Below are 22,576 nucleotides of genomic sequence, written 5' to 3' on the forward strand. Positions count from 1 at the left end.
CAGGCCTCTCGAGGTTTGCGGGCGATAATCGCACCGATTGGCAGAATGTACAGGTATCGGCTCAGTTTTCACCTTCAATTGACAGACCCGCAAGGGAAAAATGCAAGCACTCGAATCCTGAAAATCATTCACCGGCCGCTGTCGCGTGAACCTTGCGAGTCATAAAAACAATGAAAACGCTGAAAACCCAAGTCGCCATCATTGGCGCCGGTCCGTCCGGATTGTTGCTCGGCCAACTGTTGCACAATGCCGGCATCGACACCCTGATTATCGAGCGCCAGACCCCTGACTATGTGCTCGGCCGAATTCGCGCCGGGGTCCTTGAACAGGGCATGGTAGAGCTGTTGCGCGAGGCTGGCGTGGGCCAGCGGATGGACGCTGAAGGGCTGGTGCACGGTGGTTTCGAACTGGCCCTCGACGGGCGTCGGGTGCACATCGATCTGCAGGCGCTGACCGGTGGAAAAACCGTGATGGTCTATGGCCAGACCGAGGTTACCCGCGACCTGATGGCCGCTCGTCGGGAGACCGGCGGACAGACAATCTACGAAGCCAGCCATGTCGTTCCCTGTGGCATGAAAAGCGACGAAGCCTATGTCACGTTTGAAAAGGACGGCGAAACCTGGCGCGTCGATTGCGATTACATCGCCGGTTGCGACGGTTTCCACGGCGTGGCGCGTCAGTCGATTCCGGCGGACTGCCTGAAGGTGTTCGAACGGGTTTATCCGTTCGGCTGGCTGGGGATCCTCGCCGATACGCCACCAATTCACGATGAACTGATCTACGCCCGCCACGAGCGCGGCTTCGCCCTGTGCAGCATGCGTTCGGCGACCCGCACCCGCTATTACCTGCAAGTGCCGGCCGAGGAAAACGTCGACGACTGGTCGGATCAGCGATTCTGGGATGAACTGCGCAGTCGTCTGCCGAAAGATCTGGCGCAGAAGCTGGTGACCGGTCCATCGATTGAAAAGAGCATCGCGCCGCTGCGCAGCTTTGTGGTCGAGCCGATGCAATACGGGCGGATGTTTCTGGTGGGCGACGCGGCGCATATCGTGCCGCCGACCGGGGCCAAGGGTTTGAACCTGGCAGCCAGCGACGTCAGCACGTTGTTCAGGATTCTGCTGAAGGTCTACCGCGAAGGTCGCACTGAGTTGCTGGAGAAGTACTCGGAAATCTGCCTGCGTCGGGTGTGGAAAGCCGAGCGGTTTTCCTGGTGGATGACCTCGATGCTGCACCGTTTCGACGAGCACGACGATTTCAGTCAGCGCATCAGCGCCTCGGAACTGGACTACTTTGTCAGTTCAGAAGCCGGTCAAAAAACCATTGCAGAAAATTACGTCGGACTTCCTTATGAGGCTATCGAATAGCCTGCTACCGACTTACACTGGCGAGCATCCACCCGCTCGCCTTGCCCCTGCGGGTCAATCACTGCCCGCAGGTTCGCCCGTGACCAATCTCAACCATCCCGAAACGCCCAAACCGGCCATTCGCAGCGTGCTGGTCGCGCTGATGATGGCGATTTTTCTCGGCGCGCTGGACCAGACCATCGTCGCCGTTTCCATGCCGGCCATCTCCGCACAGTTCAAGGACGTCAGCCTGCTGGCCTGGGTGATTTCCGGCTACATGGTGGCGATGACCGTGGCGGTGCCGATCTACGGCAAACTCGGAGACCTGTACGGGCGGCGCAAATTGATGCTGTTCGGCATGGGCCTGTTCACCCTCGCCTCGCTGTTCTGCGGCATGGCCCAAAGCATGGAACAACTGGTGCTGGCGCGGATTTTCCAGGGCATCGGTGCCGGCGGGATGATTTCGGTGAGCCAGGCAATCATCGGCGACATAGTCCCGCCCCGGGAACGCGGACGCTATCAGGGTTACTTCAGCAGCATGTACGCGGTGGCCAGTGTTGCCGGCCCGGTACTGGGCGGCTACATGACCGAATATCTTTCGTGGCGCTGGGTGTTCCTGATCAACCTGCCGCTGGGCCTCGGCGCGTACTGGGTGGCCCGACGCAATCTGGTCGGCCTGCCGATTCCCCAGCGCAAACCGGTCATCGATTACCTCGGCACGCTGCTGATGATCATCGGCCTGACCGCGCTGTTGCTGGCGATCACTCAGGTGGGCCAGGGCCATGCGTGGCGCAGCAGCGAAGTGCTCGGGCTGTTCGCTTGCGCGGTGGCGGTGCTGGCGGTGTTCGTCTGGCATGAGCGGCGAGCCCGCGAGCCATTGCTGCCGATGCATCTGTTCACCAATCGCAGCGCTCTGCTGTGCTGGTGCACGATTTTCTTCTGCAGCTTCCAGGCGATTTCGTTGATTGTGTTGATGCCGTTGCGCCTCCAGAGCGTAACCGGTGCCGGCGCCGACAGCGCCGCGTTGCACTTGCTGCCGCTGGCAATGGGCCTGCCGATCGGCGCGTACTTCGCCGGACGTCGCACATCGATCACCGGGCGCTACAAACCGCAGATTCTCACCGGTGCGCTGCTGATGCCGATCTCGATCCTCGGCATGGCCTTCAGCCCACCCGACGCGACGCTGATCAGCAGCCTCTTCATGTTGCTCAGCGGCATCGCCGGCGGCATGCAGTTTCCGACTTCGCTGGTCGGCACGCAGAACTCGGTGGAGCAAAAGGACATCGGCGTCGCCACCAGCACCACCAACCTGTTCCGCTCCCTGGGCGGCGCGGTGGGCGTGGCGTTGATGTCGGCGCTGCTGCTGGCGTTGTTGCAGGACTCCAGTTTCGCTCACCTGACCGGCGCATCGCTGATCGGCGAAGGTCATTCCGGCAACGTGCTGCTCGATGGCCTGAACGCGGCGCCCGGCGATGCGCAGAATGCCTTGCGTGCCGAGTTGCTGGTGACATTCCGGCATTTGCTGATGGTCAGCGCCGGGGTGTCGCTGCTCGGGCTGGCGGCGGCGATTGCCATGCCGAACCGTTTGCTGCGGGGCCGTGAGCACGGCGCCCGCTGATTGATGCCGATGGCTCCCACGCGCGGCGTGGGAGCTTTCAGGAATCAAGCGCTGTAATAACCGACCGCCACCAGCAGATTTCCGACCTTCTTCAGGTAGGCATGTTTGTCCTCGACCTTGCCGGTCACCGGGTTCTTCCAGCGATATTCGTACTCGCCTTCATCCTGCTTGCCGATCAACGCCAGAATCGGCTCGCCCACCGGTTTGCCTTCCGGGTCATCGACCTTGGCGAAATCGGTGTTGATCAACCGCAGGTTGGTGCCATGGGCGACGTAACGCCGGGTGTTCAAATCCACAACGAACACATACAGGTCATCCTGCAGATACCCCCCCTTGAGCGAGTTGATCGCGGACAGCGTGCCCTTCTCGTCCCTGGTCAGATCGGTGGCGGCTTTGTCGAGCAAGGCCTTCGCCTGCTCTGCCGACGCACGCGGCAAGTAATAACCGACCGCCAGAATTCGCTGACCGATGCGTTGATAGTAAACGTGCTTGCGCTCGACCTTGCCGTCGGCCCAGTTCTGCCAGCGGTATTCGGCCTGCTGGATGCCGTTGCCTTCCGGCACTTTCAAGGCGTCCTTGAAGGACTTCTGCAAGTCCGGCCCGAGGACTTCGCTCACGTCGCGACCGATCAATGCCGACGACGGCCCTCCGCTGGCGAGCATCACGCCCTTGGTATCGACCACGAACACGTAGCGATCCTTGTCGACGAACTCGCCCTGTCGGCTGAACGCCGCGAACGCCTTGTCGCCGTTGTCGTGATAGTAGGCCAGTGCCTTTTCCAGCAAGGCGATGGCAGCCTTGCTGTCGTCCTTTTCCGTAGCCCCATTGGCCTGGCCGAAACTCAACAGCAGCACCGCACCGAGCCAGGCCAGTTTTTGCACAAACCCCATGACGCATCCCTCGTTCTTGTTGATGTTTCAAGAGCGTAGACGGCCTGAAGGCAGGTATGGATATTCAGAAAGGTTCTGAATGTTGCGAGGGGGATTGCGGCGAGGGAACACGCTCCCTCGCCGCAGAGGTGGCTCAAGGCCGGGCGTTGAGTTGCTGTTGCAGGTTCTGGATCTGCGCCTGCAGAGTGTTGATGTTACGGGTCATCTGCCCGCGGAACGCATCGAACTCGGCCGTGTTGGTGCCGCCCTGGGAAGCAGCCGGGCGGTTGTCCTGCTCACTTTTGAGCACAACGATTTCCTGCTCCAGACGCTCGATGGCGGCGTTGGAACTGCCTTGTTTCTTCAGCGCCGTGATGTCCGCCCCCAGACTCTTGAACTGCGCATCGAAGCCCTTGAGTTGCGCTTCGACCTTGCTGGTGTCGGCCGGTGTGCTTTTCAACGTCGCCAACTCTGCACTCAGGGCTTTGACCTGGGCCTGCAACTGGGTATTGGCGTTTTGCTGCTCGGTGGCCTGGGCGGTCATCTGCGCCAGGCGCTTGTCCAGATCCGTCGCCTGTCCGGCCACACCCTGTTGCTGCCTGCTCTGATCCTGAAGCGCGTTTTGCAGCTGTTTGATCTGCAGTTTCAGGGCTTCACTGTCGGTGTTGACGTTGGTCTGGCTGGCCACGACCTTGCCGGAAATGTCCTGCAGTCGCCCCGCCGCTTCTTCACTGATCCGCGCGAAACTTTCCTGGGTCGCCACCAGTTGCTGCTCCATCAGCGAGATCTGCTGGAAACTCCACCAGGCCAGGCCAATGAAGGCAAAGAACAGGGCGCCGACCAGCGCCCACAATGGCCCGGTGCTCGCAGACTTGACCTTGACCACCGGCGGCGTGCGCGAGTGTACGGACATACGGGCTGTGGTGGGAAAATCATCGTCATCGAGGGTGTCGGCACGCAGACTGGGTACATCATCGAAATCGTCGTCGTGGGCATCGTTACGCATGGACATTGAGGCAACCTTTGTGAAACGCGGTAATGGCTGATTGCGGCGCAGTATAACCCCCCGCAGCCGCAGGGATTGACCCTCTGGCGGCGACGGGGTTCACGATCAGCCGGTCGACTTGTTTCAATGAATGTCTTGAGCCTTCCACCAGCCGCAGAACTCATCGAGGGCCGCCCACAGGCTGACCTTCGGATCGTAGTCGAGATAATGCCGGGCGCGGCTGATGTCGAGGGTGAAATTTTTGTTCATCACCTGCATTCCCAGGCGCGACAGGGTCGGCTCGGGACGGCCCGGCCAAAGCTTGCAGGCCGCTTCGTTGAGTGCCGCGACACTGTAGGCCAGCCCGTAGGAACGGTACCTGGTGACTTGTGGGACTTCCATTTTGCGCATCACGTAATTCACCACATCCCACAGCGGCACCGGGGCGCCATTGCTGATGTTGTAGGCCTTGCCCAGCGCCGAACCGGCAGCCAGCAGGCTGCTCAACAACGCTTCGTTGAGGTTGTGCACGCTGGTGAAGTCGACCTTGTTCAGGCCGTTGCCGATGATTGCCAGACGCCCTTTGCGCTGCATCTTCAGCAGGCGCGGAAAAATGCTCATGTCCCCGGCGCCGGTGACGAAACGCGGGCGCAGGGCCAGGGTTTCGAGGCCGAATTCCTGAGCGCCGAAGACTTTCTGCTCCGCCAGATACTTGGTCGCCGCATAGTGATGCTTGAAACGCTTGGGCACCTGCTCTTCGGTCAGGCCGAGGTGGTCGCGGCCGTCAAAGTAGATCGACGGCGACGACAGGTGCACCAAGCGCCGCACCCGCTGTTTGAGGCAGGCTTCGACCACGTTTTCGGTCACTTGCACATTGCCCTGATGAAAGTCCTGATAGCGGCCCCACAACCCGACGGATCCGGCGCAGTGCACCACGGCTTCGACATCGCTGCACAGCGCACGCACCAGGTCCGGGTCGCTCAAGTCGCCTTGAACGAACTCGGCACCGCGACGTACCAGATGCTCGACACCCTCGGCCCGGCGACCGTTGACCCGCACGTCCAGGCCCTGCTCCAGGGCGAAACGCGCAAAGCGTCCGCCAATGAAGCCGCTTGCGCCGGTGACCAGAATTTTCATGTAGAGCTCCGCTGTCTTTCGTTTTGCCTGATTCGTGAGTCTTGACGCTGGCCGTCAGTCCAACGGCACCAGCCATTGCGCCGACGAGCGCACCAGTTGCTCGGTCAACAGCCCGAGCAACTGACCGCCATTGCGCCAATGATGCCAGTACAACGGCACGTCGATCGGTTTATCTGGCAACAGTTCGCGCAACAGGCCGCGTTCCAGTTGCTCGCGCACCTGCAATTCGGGCACCAGTCCCCAGCCGAGCCCGGCTTCGGTCAGACGGATAAAACCTTCGGAGGATGGACACAAATGGTGTTCGAAACCGCCATCGACGCCGAGGGACGCAAGGTATCGATGTTGCAGAAAGTCGTCCGGACCAAACACCAGCGCCGGGGTACGCGGCAGTTGGGCGGCCTGCACGCCGTCGGGGAAATGCCGCTCGATGAACGCCGGGCTGGCCAGCGCCCGATAGCGCATGGCGCCGAGCAATACGCTGCGGGCGCCGGCCACCGGTCGTTCACTGGCACACAGACATGCGGCGACTTCACCGGCGCGCATGCGCTTGAGGCCGACGGTCTGGTCTTCGACGATCAGATCCAGCAACAGGTGTTGTTCGGCGCAGAAGTCGCCCACCGCCTCGGCCCACCAGGTGGCCAGGCTGTCGGCGTTCAGCGCGATGCGCAGCCGTTCCGGCAAGCCCTCCTCGTCCAGCGCCGGCACCAGCGTCTGCAGATCCCGTTCGAGCAGGCGCACCTGCTGCACATGGTTGAGCAGCCGCCGGCCGATCTCGGTGGGTGACGGCGGCGTGCCGCGCACCAGAACCGGCTGGCCGACCCGCGCCTCCAACAGTTTGATCCGCTGGGAAATCGCCGATTGCGAAAGGCCCAGCACCTGAGCCGCCCGTTCGAATCCGGCCTGCTCGACCACGGCGGCCAGAGCGGAAAGCAATTTGTAGTCGAACATCAGTTTTCCTAATGAGCGATCAGCACTATTGGTTTTTCTTATACAGCGTCTGCCCGGAGAATAGCCAGCAAGCACTCTTTATCAAGGACCACCCCCATGGCTGGCGAAACCTCGTTGACCACCCTGCTGCGCAGCATGAGCCCGCAGCTCAATGCCGGCGAATACGTGTTCTGCACCTTGCGCGACGGCCAATTGCCGAGCGGCCTGGAGATCGTCGGCAGTTTCCGTGAACAGGAAGGCCTGACGGTGATTCTCGAACGGTCCCACGCCGAGCGCGCCGGTTTCAGCTTCGACTACGTCGCAGCCTGGATCACCCTGAACGTGCATTCGGCGCTGGAAGCCGTCGGTCTGACCGCCGCTTTCGCCACCGCACTGGGCAAGGCCGGTATCAGCTGCAACGTGATTGCCGGCTATTACCACGACCATTTGTTCGTCGGTCAGGCCGACGCCGAACGCGCCATGCAAGTGCTGCGCGATCTCGCAAACAACGCGGAGTAACCGTCATGTGGCAAAGCTATACCAACGGTTTGCTGGTAGCGTTCGGGCTGATCATGGCGATCGGCACGCAGAACGCTTTTGTCCTGGCCCAGAGCCTGCGGCGAGAGCATCACCTGCCGGTCGCGGCGCTGTGCGTCGCCTGCGATGCGTTGCTGGTGGCGGCAGGGGTTTTCGGTCTGGCCACGGTGCTGGCACAAAACCCGACCTTGCTGGCGGTCGCCCGCTGGGGCGGCGCGGTGTTCCTGATCTGGTACGGCAGTCAGGCGTTGCGCCGGGCCTGCTCGAAACAGAGCCTGCAACAAGGTGAAAACCAGACCGTGCGCTCGCTGCGGGCAGTGATGCTCAGCGCCCTGGCGGTGACCCTGCTCAACCCTCACGTTTATCTGGACACCGTTCTGCTGATCGGTTCTCTCGGTGCGCAACAGTCGGTACCCGGCGCGTATGTCGTCGGCGCGGCAAGTGCTTCGCTGCTGTGGTTCTTCACCCTGGCGTTCGGCGCGGCATGGCTGGCACCGTGGCTGGCGCGGCCGAGTACCTGGCGGATTCTGGATTTATTGGTGGCAGTGATGATGTTCACGGTGGCGGGACAATTGATAATCGCCAACTGAATTATTCCAAAAGGCTCTGGAACCTCTATCCCACACAGTTGTTGCGTGGTTAAGCCGCACCCCCGGTGCTATGATCCGAACCCTGCGCCGCAAAGAGTAAAAACTCGCCGGTGCATTTCTGGCCGCCCGTGATCGGCCTTGCGCTCACCGCAACAGACCTGATTAGGAGAATCATCATGGCTTTCGAATTGCCGCCGCTGCCTTACGCACACGATGCCCTGCAGCCGCACATTTCCAAGGAAACCCTGGAATTCCACCACGACAAACACCACAACACCTACGTCGTGAACCTGAACAACCTGGTGCCAGGCACCGAGTTCGAAGGCAAGACCCTGGAAGAGATCGTCAAGACTTCCTCGGGCGGCATCTTCAACAACGCCGCTCAGGTCTGGAACCACACTTTCTACTGGAACTGCCTGGCGCCAAACGCCGGCGGTCAACCAACCGGCGCGCTGGCTGATGCCATCAACGCAGCTTTCGGTTCGTTCGACAAGTTCAAGGAAGAGTTCAGCAAAACCTCGATCGGCACTTTCGGTTCCGGCTGGGGCTGGCTGGTGAAAAAGGCTGACGGTTCCCTGGCCCTGGCCAGCACCATCGGCGCCGGCAACCCGCTGACCAGCGGCGACACCCCGCTGCTGACCTGCGATGTGTGGGAACACGCTTACTACATCGACTACCGTAACCTGCGTCCTAAGTACGTCGAGGCGTTCTGGAACCTGGTCAACTGGAAGTTCGTGGCCGAGCAGTTCGAAGGCAAGACCTTCACCGCTTAAGCTGCACGCCAGACAAAAACCCGGCTATAGCCGGGTTTTTTCTGCCCGCAGAAATCATCGGGGGTGCGTCTCATCACAAACAGTGCCTTTTCCCACATGTAAAGCAGCCCTTCTCGCCTTGCTCCCAAGCCACGGCGAACTAACATCAAAAGAGGAAAAATTGTCCGACGCCCTCAAGTTGGAGGCCAAAACTACCGACACAGTACAACCAGGGCAAATACCCCATGCAGCAGCATTTCGGCCAACGCCACGGACAAATTTTCCGCGGCTCGATTGTCCCTTTGACTGCCAACACGGGATTGCCAATACTCATGGCAACTTGACGCTACCCGCACGGAACAAGGAATAACCCTTTGAAGCTGGAACTCAAGAACAGCTTGTCGGTGAAGTTGCTCCGGGTCGTGCTCCTGTCGGCATTGATCGTCGGCGTAGTCTTGAGCTGTGCGCAGATCGTTTTCGATGCCTATAAAACACGCCAGGCCGTCGCTGGCGACGCCGAACGCATCCTCGACATGTTCCGCGATCCCTCGACCCAGGCGGTCTACAGCCTGGACCGGGAAATGGGCATGCAGGTGATCGAAGGCCTGTTCCAGGACGACGCCGTGCGCCAGGCCTCCATCGGGCATCCCAACGAAGCGATGCTCGCGCAGAAATCCCGTGAATTGCAGCAATCCAGCAGCCGCTGGCTGACCGACCTGATTCTCGGCCAGGAACGCACGTTCACCACCCAACTGGTGGGGCGTGGTCCCTACAGCGAGTATTACGGCGACCTGAGCATCACCCTCGACACCGCCACTTACGGCCAGGGCTTCATCGTCAGTTCGGTGATCATCTTCATTTCCGGCGTGCTGCGCGCCCTGGCCATGGGCCTTGTGTTGTATCTGGTCTATCACTGGCTACTGACCAAACCACTGTCGCGGATCATCGAGCACCTCACCGAGATCAACCCGGACCGCCCCAGCGAACACAAGATTCCGCAGTTCAAGGGCCACGAGAAAAACGAGCTAGGGATCTGGATCAACACCGCCAACCAGTTGCTCGAGTCCATCGAACGCAACACCCATCTGCGCCACGAAGCGGAAAACAGCCTGCTGCGCATGGCCCAGTACGACTTCCTCACCGGCCTGCCGAACCGCCAGCAACTGCAGCAGCAACTGGACAAGATTCTGGTGGATGCCGGCAAGCTGCAGCGGCGGGTCGCCGTCCTTTGCGTAGGTCTGGACGATTTCAAAGGCATCAACGAACAATTCAGCTATCAGACCGGCGACCAATTGCTGCTGGCCCTGGCTGATCGACTGCGCGCCCACAGCGGCCGCCTCGGCGCCCTCGCCCGTCTGGGTGGCGACCAGTTCGCTCTGGTGCAGGCCGACATCGAACAGCCTTACGAAGCGGCGGAACTCGCGCAAAGCATCCTCGATGACCTGGAAGCGCCGTTCGCCCTCGATCATCAGGAAATCCGCCTGCGCGCGACCATCGGCATCACTCTGTTCCCCGAGGACGGCGACAGCACCGAAAAGCTGCTGCAGAAAGCCGAGCAGACCATGACCCTGGCCAAGACGCGCTCGCGCAACCGCTATCAGTTCTATATCGCGAGCGTCGACAGCGAAATGCGCCGCCGTCGCGAACTGGAAAAAGACCTGCGCGATGCCCTGTTGCGGGATCAGTTCTACCTCGTCTACCAACCACAGATCAGCTACCGCGATCACCGCGTGGTCGGCGTCGAGGCCCTGATCCGCTGGCAACATCCGGAGCACGGACTGGTGCCGCCGGACCTGTTCATTCCGCTGGCCGAACAGAACGGCACGATCATCGCCATCGGCGAATGGGTGCTGGATCAGGCCTGCAAGCAACTGCGCGAATGGCACGATCAGGGTTTCGTCGACCTGCGCATGGCCGTCAACCTGTCCACCGTGCAACTGCACCACGCCGAGCTGCCGAGAGTGGTCAACAACCTGTTGCAGATGTACCGCCTGCCACCGCGCAGCCTGGAACTGGAAGTCACCGAAACCGGCCTGATGGAGGACATCAGCACCGCCGCCCAGCACCTGCTGAGCCTGCGCCGTTCCGGCGCACTGATCGCCATCGACGACTTCGGAACCGGCTATTCCTCGCTGAGCTATCTCAAGAGTCTGCCGCTGGACAAGATCAAGATCGACAAGAGCTTCGTCCAGGACCTGCTGGATGACGACGATGACGCGACCATCGTTCGCGCCATCATTCAACTGGGCAAGAGCCTGGGCATGCAGGTGATCGCCGAAGGCGTGGAAACCGCCGAACAGGAGACCTATATCATCTCCGAAGGCTGCCACGAAGGTCAGGGATATCACTACAGCAAACCGCTGCCGGCGCGGGAACTGAGCGTCTATCTCAAGCAGGCGCAACGCAGCAACGCAGCGATTCTCTGAAACCTCCGGCAACGGACTCCCCGCCACTGATACCGGGAAGAACCCATACCGTTGATCCCGCGCACCCCGGTGCAAACAGGAAATATTTCCAGCTACAACCCTTTACACATAATGCGAAAGATTTGCATTATGTCGCAGCTTTTGCGCCCCCCGCGCCTGTCCACTCAATTACCGAAGCAGGATGTTCGCCATGATTCGTATGCCTCTGGCTACCGCCAGTCTGCTGGCCATCGCCATTTCCCTCGCCGGTTGCGGCGAAGGCAAAGACAAGGCCGCCGCTCCAGCTGCGCCGACGCCAGCCGCCAGCACTGCCGCACCGGCGGCTGCCGCTGCCGGCAAAGTCGACGAAGCCGCTGCCAAGGCTGTGGTCGCGCACTACGCCGACATGGTCTTCGCCGTCTACAGCGATGCCGAATCCACCGCGAAAACCCTGCAGACCGCTATCGACGCATTCCTTGCCAAGCCTAACGCCGACACCCTGAAGGCTGCTCGTGAAGCCTGGATCGCCGCCCGCGTTCCTTACCTGCAAAGCGAAGTGTTCCGCTTCGGCAACACCATCATCGACGACTGGGAAGGTCAGGTTAACGCCTGGCCGCTGGACGAAGGCCTGATCGACTACGTCGACAAATCCTATGAACACGCACTGGGCAACCCGGGCGCCAACGCCAACATCATCGCCAACACCGAAGTTCAGGTCGGCGAAGACAAGGTCGACGTCAAGGACATCACTCCGGAAAAACTCGCCAGCCTGAACGAGCTGGGCGGTTCCGAAGCCAACGTCGCCACTGGCTACCACGCCATCGAATTCCTGCTCTGGGGCCAGGACCTGAACGGCACCGGCCCTGGCGCCGGCAACCGTCCGGCGTCGGACTACCTGGAAGGCAAAGGCGCCACTGGTGGTCACAACGACCGTCGTCGTGCCTACCTGAAAGCCGTGACCCAGCTGCTGGTCAGCGACCTGGAAGAAATGGTCGGCAACTGGAAGCCGAACGTGGCCGACAACTATCGCACCACCCTGGAAGCCGAACCGGCTGAAAGCGGCCTGCGCAAAATGCTGTTCGGCATGGGCAGCCTGTCCCTGGGCGAGCTGGCCGGCGAGCGCATGAAGGTGTCCCTGGAAGCGAACTCCCCGGAAGACGAACAGGATTGCTTCAGCGACAACACCCACAACTCGCACTTCTACGATGCCAAAGGCATTCGTAACGTCTATCTGGGCGAGTACACCCGCGTCGACGGCACCAAGATGACCGGCGCCAGCCTGTCGTCGCTGGTGGCCAAGGTTGACCCGGCTGCCGACACCGCGCTGAAAGCCGATCTGGCCGCTACCGAAGCCAAGATCCAGGTCATGGTCGATCACGCCAACAAGGGTGAGCACTACGACCAGTTGATCGCCGCCGGCAACACCGCTGGCAACCAGATCGTCCGTGACGCCATCGCCTCGCTGGTCAAGCAGACCGGCTCGATCGAAGCGGCTGCCGGCAAACTGGGCATCAGCGACCTGAACCCGGACAACGCCGATCACGAGTTCTGATCGACACTGTCTGACTGAACAAGGCGACCTTCGGGTCGCCTTGTTCGTTTCGGCCGGCCTGACTTGTATCAAGCAAACGATAATTCCTCTTATTCAAACCCCCTCGCCCTGTTAGACTTTGCGCCTTTGTTTTTGCCCATCCGCAGGAAGTCTGATGCCGTCGCTGCCTCTTCGCTTGTCCGCGCTGTTTCTGGCCCTTGGCCTGAGTGCCTGCGATGACGCCCCGCGTTTCACCAAGGCCGAGCCCGGCGAAGCCCGCTCCGGCGGCGCCGCGACCGTACGCAAGACGGATCAGAATGCGTTCTCCCTGCCCTCGGCCAACCTGCCACCTTCGCGTCGGGTGGATTTCAGCGTCGGCAACAGTTTCTTTCGCAGTCCCTGGGTGATCGCACCGTCGACCACCACCGCCCGCGATGGCCTCGGTCCGCTGTTCAACACCAACGCCTGCCAGGGCTGCCACATCAAGGATGGTCGCGGACATCCGCCGCCCCCGGACGCGCCAAACGCCGTATCGATGCTGGTGCGTCTGTCGATTCCCGATGCGCCACAGTACGCCGGATTGATCGAACAGGTCGGCGTGGTGCCGGAACCGGTTTACGGCGGGCAGTTCCAGGACATGGCCATCCCCGGCGTCGCACCGGAAGGCAAAGTGCGGGTCGATTACACGCCAGTACCGGTGCGTTTCAAGGACGGCACCGAAGTCGAGCTGCGCAAACCGGTGTTGCAGTTCACTCAGTTAGGCTACGGTCCGATGCACCCGGACACACGTTTCTCCGCACGCGTTGCACCACCGATGATCGGCCTGGGTCTGCTCGAAGCGATTCCCGAAGCAGCGATCCTCGCCAACGCCGCCGCGCAGGCCAAAGAGAAAAACGGTATCAACGGCCGGCCCAACCGGGTCTGGGACGACGCGCAGCAAAAGACCGTGATGGGCCGATTTGGCTGGAAAGCCGGACAACCGAACCTCAATCAACAAAATGTTCACGCGTTTTCCGGTGATATGGGCCTCACCACGAGCCTGAGACCGTTTGATGACTGCACCGACGCACAAGTGGCCTGCAAACAGGCCCCGAATGGCAATGGCCCGGACGGCGAACCCGAAGTCAGCGACAACATTCTGCGCCTGGTGTTGTTCTATACCCGCAACCTTGCCGTTCCTGCTCGCCGTGACGTCAACGATGCTCAGGTGCTGGCCGGCAAGAGCCTGTTTTTCCAGGCGGGTTGTCAGTCCTGTCACACGCCGAAATACACCACCGCCGCCAACGCGGCCGAACCTGAACTGGCCAATCAAGTGATTCGTCCGTACAGCGATCTGCTGCTGCATGACATGGGCGAAGGCCTGGCCGACAACCGCACCGAGTTCCAGGCCAGCGGCCGCGACTGGCGCACGCCGCCGCTGTGGGGCATCGGCCTGACGCAGACGGTCAGCGGCCACACCCGGTTTCTGCACGACGGCCGTGCCCGCAACCTGCTCGAAGCCGTGCTCTGGCATGGCGGCGAGGCGAAAGCGGCGCAGCAACAGGTTTTGTCTTTCAATGCCGAGCAGCGTGCCGCGCTGCTGGCGTTCTTGAATTCACTTTAAACACTTAAAAGAATCGGGAGCCCGACATGTTCCGTCCCAAGCTGTTGTTCACCAGCCTTGCCGCACTGGCCCTCGGCGCGTGCTCGCCGCAGGATCCACAAGCCGTGACCTCGGCCGCCATCGCCAAATCGGTGATCCTGCCGACCTACACCCGCTGGGTCGAGGCCGACAGGCAACTGGCCGTCAGCGCCCTCGCATATTGCCAGGGCACAGCAACCCTGGACACCGCCCGTGCCGACTTCCTTCATGCACAGAAAGCCTGGGCCGAGCTGCAACCGTTGCTGATCGGTCCACTGGCCGAGGGCAACCGTTCGTGGCAGGTGCAATTCTGGCCGGACAAGAAAAACCTGGTCGGCCGTCAGGTCGAGCAACTGGTCACCGCCCAGCCGCAGATCGACGCCGCGGCCCTGGCCAAGTCCAGCGTCGTGGTTCAGGGGCTGTCGGCCTACGAATACATCCTGTTCGACGCCAAGCCTGACGTAGCCAATGACGCGCAGAAAGCCAAATACTGCCCACTGCTGGTGGCCATCGGCGAGCGTCAGAAACAACTGGCCGAAGAGATTCTCAGCAGCTGGAACACGACCGACGGCATGCTCGCGCAGATGAGCAAATTCCCGAACCAGCGCTATGCCGACTCCCACGAAGCGATCGCCGATCTGCTTCGGGTACAGGTCACCGCTCTCGATACACTGAAGAAAAAACTCGGCACGCCGATGGGCCGCCAGAGCAAGGGCGTACCTCAGCCGTTCCAGGCTGACGCCTGGCGCAGCCAGTCGTCCATGGAGGCGCTGGAAGCCAGCCTCGCGGCGGCCAGAACCGTCTGGGAAGGCGTCGACAACAAAGGTCTGCGCGGCCTGCTGCCAGCTGAGCAGAAACCGTTGGCGGACAAGATCGATGCCGCCTACGCGGCGTCGCTCAAACTGTTCGACAGCACCCAGCGCTCGCTGACCGAAATGCTCAACGATGACGCCGGTCGCCAGCAGCTCAACGACATCTACGACAGCCTCAACGTCGTCCACCGCCTGCACGAAGGCGAGCTGGCCAAGGCGCTGGGCATCCAACTGGGCTTCAACGCCAACGACGGTGACTGATGAGGGCAAGTGCCATGCTGCGACGCCAGGCTCTGACTTTAGGTAGTTTGCTGCTGGGAGCAGTGACACTGGGCGGCTGGACGCTGTTCAAGCGCAAGGATCAGAGCCCGCTGCTGCTGTCGGCGCGGGACGACACCGACGGCAAGCACTATGCCGTCGGTTACCGGCTGGACGGCACCCGGGTGTTCGCCACCGAAGTCGACCAGCGCTGCCACGACATCATCAATCACCCGACGCTGCCGATCGCGCTGTTCGTCGCCCGCCGTCCGGGCACCGAGAGCTACCTGATCGACCTGCGCGACGGTGCACTGCTGCAAACCGTGACCTCGCAGCCGAACCGGCATTTCTACGGCCATGCGGTGATCCATCACAGCGGCGATTACCTGTATGCCACCGAGAACGACACCACCGATCCGGGCCGCGGCCTGCTCGGGGTGTACAAGTTCGAAGGCGAACGGCTGGTGCACAGTGGAGAGCTTTCCACTCACGGGCTCGGCCCGCATCAGGTGTCGTGGATGCCCGACGGTGAAACCCTGGTGGTGGCCAACGGCGGGATCCGCACCGAGGCTGAAAGCCGGGTCGACATGAACCTCGACGCCATGGAGCCAAGCCTGGTCCTGATGCAACGCGACGGCACCCTGCTGAGCAAGGAAACCCTCGCCCAGCCGATGAACAGCGTGCGCCACCTGGGGATCGCCAGCGACGGCACCATTGTCGCCGGCCAGCAATTCATGGGGCCTTCCCACGAGCGCTCGGAGCTGCTGGCGATCAAACGTCCCGGCCAGCCATTCGTGGCGTTCCCGGTGCCGGACCATCAGTTGCAGTCGATGGGGCACTACACCGCCAGCGTCGCCGTGCACAGCGAACTGCGTCTGGTGGCGCTGACCGCACCACGGGGCAACCGCTTCTTCATCTGGGATCTGGACAGCGGCGAAGTGCGCCTCGATGCACCGTTGCCCGACTGCGCCGGCGTCGGCGCGGTGAAGGACGGCTTTGTCGTGACCTCGGGGCAAGGACGTTGCCGCTATTACGATTGTCGCCAGGATGAACTGCTGGCCAAACCGCTGGATCTGCCCGCAGGGCTCTGGGACAACCATCTGCACCTGATGGCCTGAAGATCGCCGCCGACTGTCCCGTCGGCGGTGCTCCCCTCCTCCACTTTATCCCCTCATACCCTGTAAAAACTGGCAGTTGGAATCCCTGCCGGAGTCGGGGTAATGTTCCCGCCTGTCTCGCCTGATTTTCTCCAAGGAACTGGAATATGCTGCGTCGCCGCATGTTGATCATGTTGGGTGTTGTACTGCTGATCGTTCTGCTCCTCGCCGGTTACAAGGCCTTCTCGATCTACACGATGATCCAGGGCTTTTCCAAACCGAAACCGCCGATCAGCGTCGCCGTGGCCACAGCCACCGAGCGCCCGTGGCAGATGCGCCTGCCCACCGTCGGCACATTGAAGGCGCTGCAGGGTGTCGAGCTGAGCCTGGAAGTCGCCGGCACCGTCACCGAGCTGAAATTCGAATCGGGACAGAAGGTCAAGGCCGGGCAGCCGTTGCTGCAACTCGACAGCGCCGTCGAGTCCGCATTGCTGGAAACCGCCAAGGCCGACCTCGGTCTGGCACAGCTGGACTTCGGCCGCGGCAGCCAGCTGGTGGGCAGCAGTGCCATCTCCAAGGGCGAATTCGACCGACTGTCGGCGGTGCTGCAAAAGAACCGGGCCACGGTCAATCAGCTCAATGCGTCGCTGGCGAAAAAACGCATCGTCGCGCCGTTCAGTGGCACCATCGGCATCCGTCAGGTCGACGTCGGCGACTACCTCGCCAGCGGTACGAAAATCGCCACCCTGCAGGATCTGAGCAGTCTCTACGCGGACTTCTACGTGCCCGAGCAATCGGTGCCGAAACTGGCGATCGGCCAACCGGTACAGCTATCGGTGGCCGCCTATCCCGGCCAGAACTTTGCCGGCGCCATCAGCGCCATCAACCCGATCGTCGAAAGTACCACTCGCAACATTCTGGTTCGCGCCACGCTGGCCAACCCCGATGGCAAGTTGCTGCCGGGCATGTTCGCCAGCCTTGAAGTCCTTTTGCCTGATCCGCGCAAACACATCGTCGTACCGGAAAGCGCGATCACCTACACCCTCTACGGCAACTCACTGTACGTGGTCGGGCAGAAGAAAGCCGAGGACGGCAGCGTCGAGAAGGACGACAAGGGCCAACCGGTACTGATTGCCGAGCGCCGCTTCATCGAGACCGGCGAACGCCGCGATGGCCTGGTGATGATCAACAAGGGCGTACAGAGTGGCGAACAAGTGGTGACGGCCGGCCAGATCAAACTGGACAACGGCGCCCACATCGCCATCAGCGACGACAAGACCCTCGGCGAGCAGAACAGTCCGCGCCGCGTCGACTGATCAAGGAATTCCCATGGCCTTTACCGATCCGTTCATCCGTCGCCCGGTGCTTGCCACCGTGGTCAGCCTGCTGATTGTGCTGCTGGGCTTCCAGGCCTGGAGCAAGCTGCCGCTGCGCCAATACCCGCAAATGGAAAACGCCCTGATCACGGTGACCACCGCTTACCCCGGGGCGAATGCCGAAACCATCCAGGGCTACATCACCCAGCCGATGCAACAAAGCCTGGCGAGCGCCGAAGGCATCGACTACATGACCTCGGTCAGTCGCCAGAACTTCTCGGTGATCTCGATCTACGCACGCATCGGCTCCAACAGCGACCGGCTGTTCACCGAGCTGTTGGCCAAGGCCAACGAGGTGAAGAACAAGCTGCCCCAGGATGCCGAAGACCCGGTGCTGAGCAAGGAGGCCGCCGATGCCTCGGCGCTGATGTACATCAGCTTCTTCAGCAAGGAGTTGAGCAACCCGCAGATCACCGACTACCTGTCACGGGTGATCCAGCCGAAACTGGCCACCCTGCCGGGCATGGCCGAGGCGGAAATCCTCGGCAACCAGGTGTTCGCCATGCGCCTGTGGATCGACCCGGTGAAACTCGCCGGCTTCGGCCTCAGCGCCAGCGACGTGACCAACGCGGTGCGCCAGTACAACTTCCTTTCCGCTGCCGGCGAAGTGAAAGGCGAGTACGTGGTCACCAGCATCAACGCCAACACCGAACTGAAGTCCGCCGAGGCCTTCGGCAAGATCCCGCTCAAGGTCAGCGGCGATAGCCGCGTCCTGTTGAGCGATGTGGCGCGGGTGGAAATGGGCGCCGAGAACTACAACTCCATCAGTTCCTTCGGTGGTACACCCTCGGTGTACATCGGGATCAAGGCAACCCCCGGCGCCAACCCGCTGGAAGTGATCAAGGAAGTGCGCAAGATCATGCCGGAGCTGGAAGCCCAGCTACCGCCCAACCTCAAGAGCGAAATAGCCTACGACGCCACGCTGTTCATCCAGGCCTCCATCGACGAAGTGGTGAAAACCCTGTTCGAGGCGGTGCTGATCGTGATCGTGGTGGTGTTCCTGTTTCTGGGTGCCCTGCGCTCGGTGGTGATCCCGGTGGTGACCATTCCGCTGTCGATGATCGGCGTGATGTTCTTCATGCAGATGATGGGTTATTCGATCAACCTGCTGACCCTGCTGGCAATGGTGCTGGCCATCGGGCTGGTGGTGGACGATGCCATCGTCGTGGTGGAAAACATTCACCGGCATATCGAGGAAGGCAAGACGCCGCTGGAGGCCGCGCTCGAAGGCGCCCGGGAAATTGCGATGCCGGTGGTGTCGATGACCATTACCCTGGCCGCGGTGTATGCACCGATCGGTTTCCTCACCGGGCTGACCGGGGCCCTATTCAAGGAGTTCGCGCTGACCCTCGCCGGCGCCGTGGTGATTTCCGGCATCGTCGCCCTGACGCTGTCGCCGATGATGTGCGCGCTGCTGTTGCGCCACGAGGAAAACCCCACTGGCCTGGCCCATCGACTCGACCTGATCTTCGACAGCCTCAAGCGTCGTTATCAGAGCATGCTGCATGGCACCCTCGATACGCGCCCGGTGGTGCTGGTGTTCGCAGTAATCGTGCTGTGCCTGATTCCGGTGCTGCTCAAGTTCACCAAATCGGAACTGGCACCGGACGAAGACCAGGGCATCATTTTCATGATGGCCAACGCACCGCAACCGACCAACCTCGACTATCTGAACACCTACACCGACGAATTCGTAAAGATCTTCAAGGAGTTTCCGGAGTACTACTCATCGTTCCAGATCAATGGCTACAACGGTGTGCAGAGCGGCATCGGCGGTTTCCTGCTCAAGCCATGGAACGAGCGCAGCCGCACCCAGATGCAGATCCTTCCCGAGGTACAAGGCAAGCTCGGCAGCATTCCCGGCCTGCAGATCTTCGGTTTCAACCTGCCGTCCCTGCCCGGCACCGGCGAAGGCCTGCCGTTCGAATTCGTGATCAACACCGCCAACGACTACGAGCCGCTGTTGCAGGTGGCCGACCGGATCAAGAAGCGTGCGATGGAGTCGGGCAAGTTCGCGTTCGTCGACCTGGACCTGGCCTTCGACAAACCGGAAGTCGTAGTCGATATCGACCGCGCGAAGGCGGCGCAGATGGGCGTGTCGATGCAGGATCTGGGCGGCACGCTCGCCACCCTGCTGGGTGAGGCGGAGATCAACCGGTTCACCATTGAAGGCCGCAGCTACAAGGTTATCGCCCAAGTGGAACGGGCCTATCGTGACAACCCGGACTGGCTGAACAACTACTACGTGAAAAACACTCAGGGCGAGTTGCTGCCGCTGTCGACCCTGATCACCGTGACCGACCGGGCACGACCGCGACAGCTTAACCAGTTTCAGCAATTGAACGCGGCGAAGCTGTCCGGGTTTCCGCTGGTCAGCATGGGCGAAGCCATCGACAGCGTGTTGCAGATCGCCCGGGAAGAAGCCCCGGCCGGTTTTGCCTTCGATTACGGCGGTGCGTCGCGACAGTTCGTGCAGGAAGGCAGTGCGCTTTGGGTGACTTTCGCCCTGGCGCTGGCGATCATTTTTCTGGTGCTGGCCGCGCAGTTCGAGAGTTTCCGCGATCCGCTGGTGATCCTGGTGACGGTACCGCTGTCGATCTGCGGGGCGCTGATTCCGTTGTTCCTGGGCTGGTCGAGCATGAACATCTACACCCAGGTCGGGCTGGTGACGCTGATCGGCCTGATCAGCAAACACGGGATTCTGATCGTCGAGTTTGCCAATCAGTTGCGCAAGGAAAAAGGCCTGACGGCACGCGAGGCCGTTGAAGAGGCGGCGGCGATTCGCTTGCGGCCGGTGCTGATGACCACTGCCGCCATGGTGTTTGGCATGGTGCCGTTGATCGTGGCCAGCGGTGCAGGCGCAGTAAGCCGCTTTGATATCGGCACGGTGATCGCCACCGGGATGTCGATCGGGACGTTGTTCACGCTGTTTGTCCTGCCTTGCGTCTACACCTTGCTGGCCAGCCCCGACCCAAAGCCTTCCAGTTGATGCCGCCATAAAAAAGGCCTCGCAACTGCGAGGCCTTTGGCTCTTGTAGAAAGAGGCTTCAATCGATTCAACTCTGCGGCCTCATCCGTTGAGAAAGACCGAACATGAACAGCAGCAAATCATGGTCGGGTTGAGTCGCCACGGTGGCCTTGGCCACCCGTGGCATCGGGCAATGGGCATCGGTTGATTTGCCGATCACCTGCATCTGTGGCTGTTCCCAGGCCGCCACCGCCAATGATGCAACTGCCAAGGCTCCTACCAGAAACAAACCTCGTGCAATTTCTAGTTTCATCGCTATAAACCCTTGATAGCGCTGCCAAACGCCGTCTCATAAAAATAGACGAGTTTTTTCCAGTCCGTAGGGCTGAACGACGAGTGGCGACGCAATTGTTTCATGTCGTGGGACGCCGCACGATGAGCGGTCAGGCGCTGGCGGCATTTTTCCAGATCGATCAGAGCCACTTCGACCTTGGCCGACTCACCCTCGCCAGTGACACTGACAAAAACGTGCTTGATATAGATGCAGCTATGCTGCCAGCGACCCTTGTGCATCCGGGCCAGGTTTTCGGCGAGGTCCTTGAGCACGCGTTCATACACGGCTTCACCGTGCCGCTCGCGGCCGCCTCCCGCTTCCCACTGTTCAAGCTCCTGGAAACCGTCCAGCGACTTGGTGACCAGCAGCGCCCGCCATTTGTGCTGTGGATCGGGCTGAGCACCGCAGAACACGATTTCCGGTACACGGACACCCAACCGGGACACACCGGTCAGCGCGTCCAGTTCACGCAATACGGTCGGCCGCCCGAACGGGTGCAGCCAACTGCGATAGATATGACCCGTCTGGCGCTTGGCATACAGCAGTTGCCCATCGCGCCCCACCACTCGCTGCACACCACTTTCGCCACCACGACGCACGTTGGGTTCTTCTACCCACTCACCGCGCTGGTTCCAGTAATAGTCGAAGCGATCCTGGGGAGCGACTTCCGTCTCTGCTGCAAATTGCACTGCCATCCTCTTACCTCTTGCGTAATACGTAAACTCGCCACATGGCATAGAGCGGAATGAAGTCCAGTTGTTCCTGGATCCTGAATCCCGCCGCTTCGAATTCCTTTTCGACCGTAGCGGCCGGTAACACAAACCGGTTCTGGTAACCTTCCTGTCCGCGCCGTTTCTCGGCGCGCTTGCGTTTCCAGGCCTTGAAATTGCCGTCTACCCACAACGAAATGATCACACTGTCCCGGGTCACGCGTTCGAACTCACGCAAAATTGCCTGCCGATGCTCGGCTTCGCCGATGTGGTGCAGCAGACGCATGCAGAAAATGCTGTCCACGGCATTGTCAGGCAAGGCAATGTCGAACGCCGATGTGTGCAAGGGTTGTACCCGCTTGACCACATCCGCCGGTTGGGCCTGCATCGCCGTCTTGATCATGGACTCGGAATTGTCCGCCCCGATGATCACCCGATTGGGTTTTTCTGCCAGTAACGGCCAGAAACGCCCGGCACCGCACGGCAGATCAAGCACCAGTCCCGGTTCGCCGACCAGGGTCAACGCCTTGCGGGCCAACTGCTGATCACGCCAGTTGGACAGACGACGCCCCAGACCATCCTGGTGCTTGCGCAGGTATTTCTGCGCGTGGTTATCGTCGTACTTCTCGGAAAAATCGAGTTTGATCGGGCCGGCCATCATCGGGACTCCTGAATTGCTGATATCCCCCACCTTATGCAGGGGTGT

Annotated in this window: 19 protein-coding genes; 12 read left to right on the plus strand and 7 right to left on the minus strand. The window is 61.2% G+C overall.

The window, feature by feature from the left end; genetic code table 11:
- Nucleotides 1-179 precede the first annotated feature (179 nt).
- Together pobA and NE357_RS22570 are read left to right on the plus strand one after the other, a co-directional pair.
- Nucleotides 180-1,364, plus strand: coding sequence for a 4-hydroxybenzoate 3-monooxygenase (gene pobA, locus NE357_RS22565; RefSeq protein WP_169432692.1), 1,185 nt, complete (start codon nt 180-182; stop codon nt 1,362-1,364).
- Between the two features lie 79 nt (nt 1,365-1,443).
- Nucleotides 1,444-2,961 carry an MDR family MFS transporter gene (locus NE357_RS22570; protein WP_169431672.1) on the plus strand — a complete coding sequence of 506 codons (1,518 nt, stop codon included), beginning with the start codon at nt 1,444-1,446 and terminating at the stop codon, nt 2,959-2,961.
- Between the two features lie 44 nt (nt 2,962-3,005).
- Here NE357_RS22570 and NE357_RS22575 read toward each other — a convergent pair whose 3' ends face one another.
- The 4 genes from NE357_RS22575 to NE357_RS22590 form a co-directional block, all read right to left on the minus strand.
- On the minus strand, nt 3,006-3,851 hold the full coding sequence (locus tag NE357_RS22575) for a cache domain-containing protein (RefSeq protein ID WP_169431673.1): 846 nt from the start codon (nt 3,849-3,851) through the stop codon (nt 3,006-3,008).
- A 133-nt stretch (nt 3,852-3,984) separates the two neighbouring features.
- The gene (locus NE357_RS22580) at nt 3,985-4,842 is read right to left on the minus strand and encodes an ATPase (protein ID WP_169431674.1); all 858 of its coding nucleotides are present in this window, start codon (nt 4,840-4,842) and stop codon (nt 3,985-3,987) included.
- Nucleotides 4,843-4,959: 117 nt separating this feature from the next.
- A complete protein-coding gene (locus NE357_RS22585) occupies nt 4,960-5,952 on the minus strand; it encodes an NAD-dependent epimerase/dehydratase family protein (RefSeq protein WP_169431675.1) in 993 nt (330 codons plus the stop codon).
- Nucleotides 5,953-6,006: 54 nt separating this feature from the next.
- Nucleotides 6,007-6,900 carry a LysR family transcriptional regulator ArgP gene (locus tag NE357_RS22590; RefSeq protein ID WP_169431676.1) on the minus strand — a complete coding sequence of 298 codons (894 nt, stop codon included), beginning with the start codon at nt 6,898-6,900 and terminating at the stop codon, nt 6,007-6,009.
- Between the two features lie 96 nt (nt 6,901-6,996).
- On the opposite strand from NE357_RS22590, the gene NE357_RS22595 reads away from it, so the two are divergent.
- The 10 genes from NE357_RS22595 to NE357_RS22640 all read left to right on the plus strand — a co-directional run bounded on the left by NE357_RS22595 (nt 6,997) and on the right by NE357_RS22640 (nt 20,847).
- Nucleotides 6,997-7,398: an ACT domain-containing protein gene (locus tag NE357_RS22595; RefSeq protein ID WP_169431677.1), complete on the plus strand. Its 402-nt coding sequence runs from the start codon at nt 6,997-6,999 to the stop codon at nt 7,396-7,398.
- A 5-nt stretch (nt 7,399-7,403) separates the two neighbouring features.
- Nucleotides 7,404-8,006, plus strand: a complete 603-nt coding sequence (locus NE357_RS22600; RefSeq protein WP_169431678.1) for a LysE/ArgO family amino acid transporter — start codon at nt 7,404-7,406, stop codon at nt 8,004-8,006.
- A gap of 176 nt (nt 8,007-8,182) precedes the next feature.
- A complete protein-coding gene (locus tag NE357_RS22605) occupies nt 8,183-8,779 on the plus strand; it encodes a superoxide dismutase (protein WP_016773431.1) in 597 nt (198 codons plus the stop codon).
- A 353-nt stretch (nt 8,780-9,132) separates the two neighbouring features.
- On the plus strand, nt 9,133-11,184 hold the full coding sequence (locus NE357_RS22610; protein ID WP_169431679.1) for a putative bifunctional diguanylate cyclase/phosphodiesterase: 2,052 nt from the start codon (nt 9,133-9,135) through the stop codon (nt 11,182-11,184).
- Between the two features lie 190 nt (nt 11,185-11,374).
- On the plus strand, nt 11,375-12,715 hold the full coding sequence (locus NE357_RS22615) for an imelysin family protein (protein WP_169431680.1): 1,341 nt from the start codon (nt 11,375-11,377) through the stop codon (nt 12,713-12,715).
- A 154-nt stretch (nt 12,716-12,869) separates the two neighbouring features.
- Complete coding sequence (locus tag NE357_RS22620; protein ID WP_169431681.1) at nt 12,870-14,297, plus strand: di-heme oxidoreductase family protein; 1,428 nt, start codon at nt 12,870-12,872, stop codon at nt 14,295-14,297.
- A 26-nt stretch (nt 14,298-14,323) separates the two neighbouring features.
- Entirely contained in the window at nt 14,324-15,388 is a 1,065-nt protein-coding gene (locus NE357_RS22625) for an imelysin family protein (protein WP_169431682.1), read from the plus strand.
- Nucleotides 15,389-15,402: 14 nt separating this feature from the next.
- Nucleotides 15,403-16,503 carry a DUF1513 domain-containing protein gene (locus tag NE357_RS22630; protein ID WP_323160738.1) on the plus strand — a complete coding sequence of 367 codons (1,101 nt, stop codon included), beginning with the start codon at nt 15,403-15,405 and terminating at the stop codon, nt 16,501-16,503.
- Nucleotides 16,504-16,649: 146 nt separating this feature from the next.
- Entirely contained in the window at nt 16,650-17,798 is a 1,149-nt protein-coding gene (locus NE357_RS22635) for an efflux RND transporter periplasmic adaptor subunit (RefSeq protein WP_169431683.1), read from the plus strand.
- Nucleotides 17,799-17,811: 13 nt separating this feature from the next.
- On the plus strand, nt 17,812-20,847 hold the full coding sequence (locus tag NE357_RS22640) for a multidrug efflux RND transporter permease subunit (protein ID WP_169431684.1): 3,036 nt from the start codon (nt 17,812-17,814) through the stop codon (nt 20,845-20,847).
- A 67-nt stretch (nt 20,848-20,914) separates the two neighbouring features.
- On the opposite strand, the gene NE357_RS22645 is transcribed toward NE357_RS22640, so the two are convergent.
- From NE357_RS22645 to NE357_RS22655, 3 genes are read right to left on the minus strand one after another with little or no spacing between them, the layout of a single operon-like run.
- Nucleotides 20,915-21,139, minus strand: coding sequence for a hypothetical protein (locus tag NE357_RS22645; protein WP_169431685.1), 225 nt, complete (start codon nt 21,137-21,139; stop codon nt 20,915-20,917).
- Between the two features lie 2 nt (nt 21,140-21,141).
- Nucleotides 21,142-21,855: a lipopolysaccharide kinase InaA family protein gene (locus NE357_RS22650; protein ID WP_169431686.1), complete on the minus strand. Its 714-nt coding sequence runs from the start codon at nt 21,853-21,855 to the stop codon at nt 21,142-21,144.
- Nucleotides 21,856-21,859: 4 nt separating this feature from the next.
- Complete coding sequence (locus NE357_RS22655; protein ID WP_169431687.1) at nt 21,860-22,528, minus strand: class I SAM-dependent methyltransferase; 669 nt, start codon at nt 22,526-22,528, stop codon at nt 21,860-21,862.
- Nucleotides 22,529-22,576 lie beyond the last annotated feature (48 nt).

Source organism: Pseudomonas sp. G7(2022) (assembly GCF_052660475.1).

Bases quoted from the DNA above. Each gene is read 5' to 3' on its own strand.
- NE357_RS22575 (WP_169431673.1), bottom strand. From the start codon at position 3,851: ATGGGGTTTGTGCAAAAACTGGCCTGGCTCGGTGCGGTGCTGCTGTTG.
- NE357_RS22580 (WP_169431674.1), bottom strand. From the start codon at position 4,842: ATGTCCATGCGTAACGATGCCCACGACGACGATTTCGATGATGTACCC.
- NE357_RS22585 (WP_169431675.1), bottom strand. From the start codon at position 5,952: ATGAAAATTCTGGTCACCGGCGCAAGCGGCTTCATTGGCGGACGCTTT.
- NE357_RS22590 (WP_169431676.1), bottom strand. From the start codon at position 6,900: ATGTTCGACTACAAATTGCTTTCCGCTCTGGCCGCCGTGGTCGAGCAG.
- NE357_RS22595 (WP_169431677.1), top strand. From the start codon at position 6,997: ATGGCTGGCGAAACCTCGTTGACCACCCTGCTGCGCAGCATGAGCCCG.
- NE357_RS22600 (WP_169431678.1), top strand. From the start codon at position 7,404: ATGTGGCAAAGCTATACCAACGGTTTGCTGGTAGCGTTCGGGCTGATC.
- NE357_RS22605 (WP_016773431.1), top strand. From the start codon at position 8,183: ATGGCTTTCGAATTGCCGCCGCTGCCTTACGCACACGATGCCCTGCAG.
- NE357_RS22615 (WP_169431680.1), top strand. From the start codon at position 11,375: ATGATTCGTATGCCTCTGGCTACCGCCAGTCTGCTGGCCATCGCCATT.
- NE357_RS22620 (WP_169431681.1), top strand. From the start codon at position 12,870: ATGCCGTCGCTGCCTCTTCGCTTGTCCGCGCTGTTTCTGGCCCTTGGC.
- NE357_RS22625 (WP_169431682.1), top strand. From the start codon at position 14,324: ATGTTCCGTCCCAAGCTGTTGTTCACCAGCCTTGCCGCACTGGCCCTC.
- NE357_RS22630 (WP_323160738.1), top strand. From the start codon at position 15,403: ATGCTGCGACGCCAGGCTCTGACTTTAGGTAGTTTGCTGCTGGGAGCA.
- NE357_RS22635 (WP_169431683.1), top strand. From the start codon at position 16,650: ATGCTGCGTCGCCGCATGTTGATCATGTTGGGTGTTGTACTGCTGATC.
- NE357_RS22640 (WP_169431684.1), top strand. From the start codon at position 17,812: ATGGCCTTTACCGATCCGTTCATCCGTCGCCCGGTGCTTGCCACCGTG.
- NE357_RS22645 (WP_169431685.1), bottom strand. From the start codon at position 21,139: ATGAAACTAGAAATTGCACGAGGTTTGTTTCTGGTAGGAGCCTTGGCA.
- NE357_RS22650 (WP_169431686.1), bottom strand. From the start codon at position 21,855: ATGGCAGTGCAATTTGCAGCAGAGACGGAAGTCGCTCCCCAGGATCGC.
- NE357_RS22655 (WP_169431687.1), bottom strand. From the start codon at position 22,528: ATGGCCGGCCCGATCAAACTCGATTTTTCCGAGAAGTACGACGATAAC.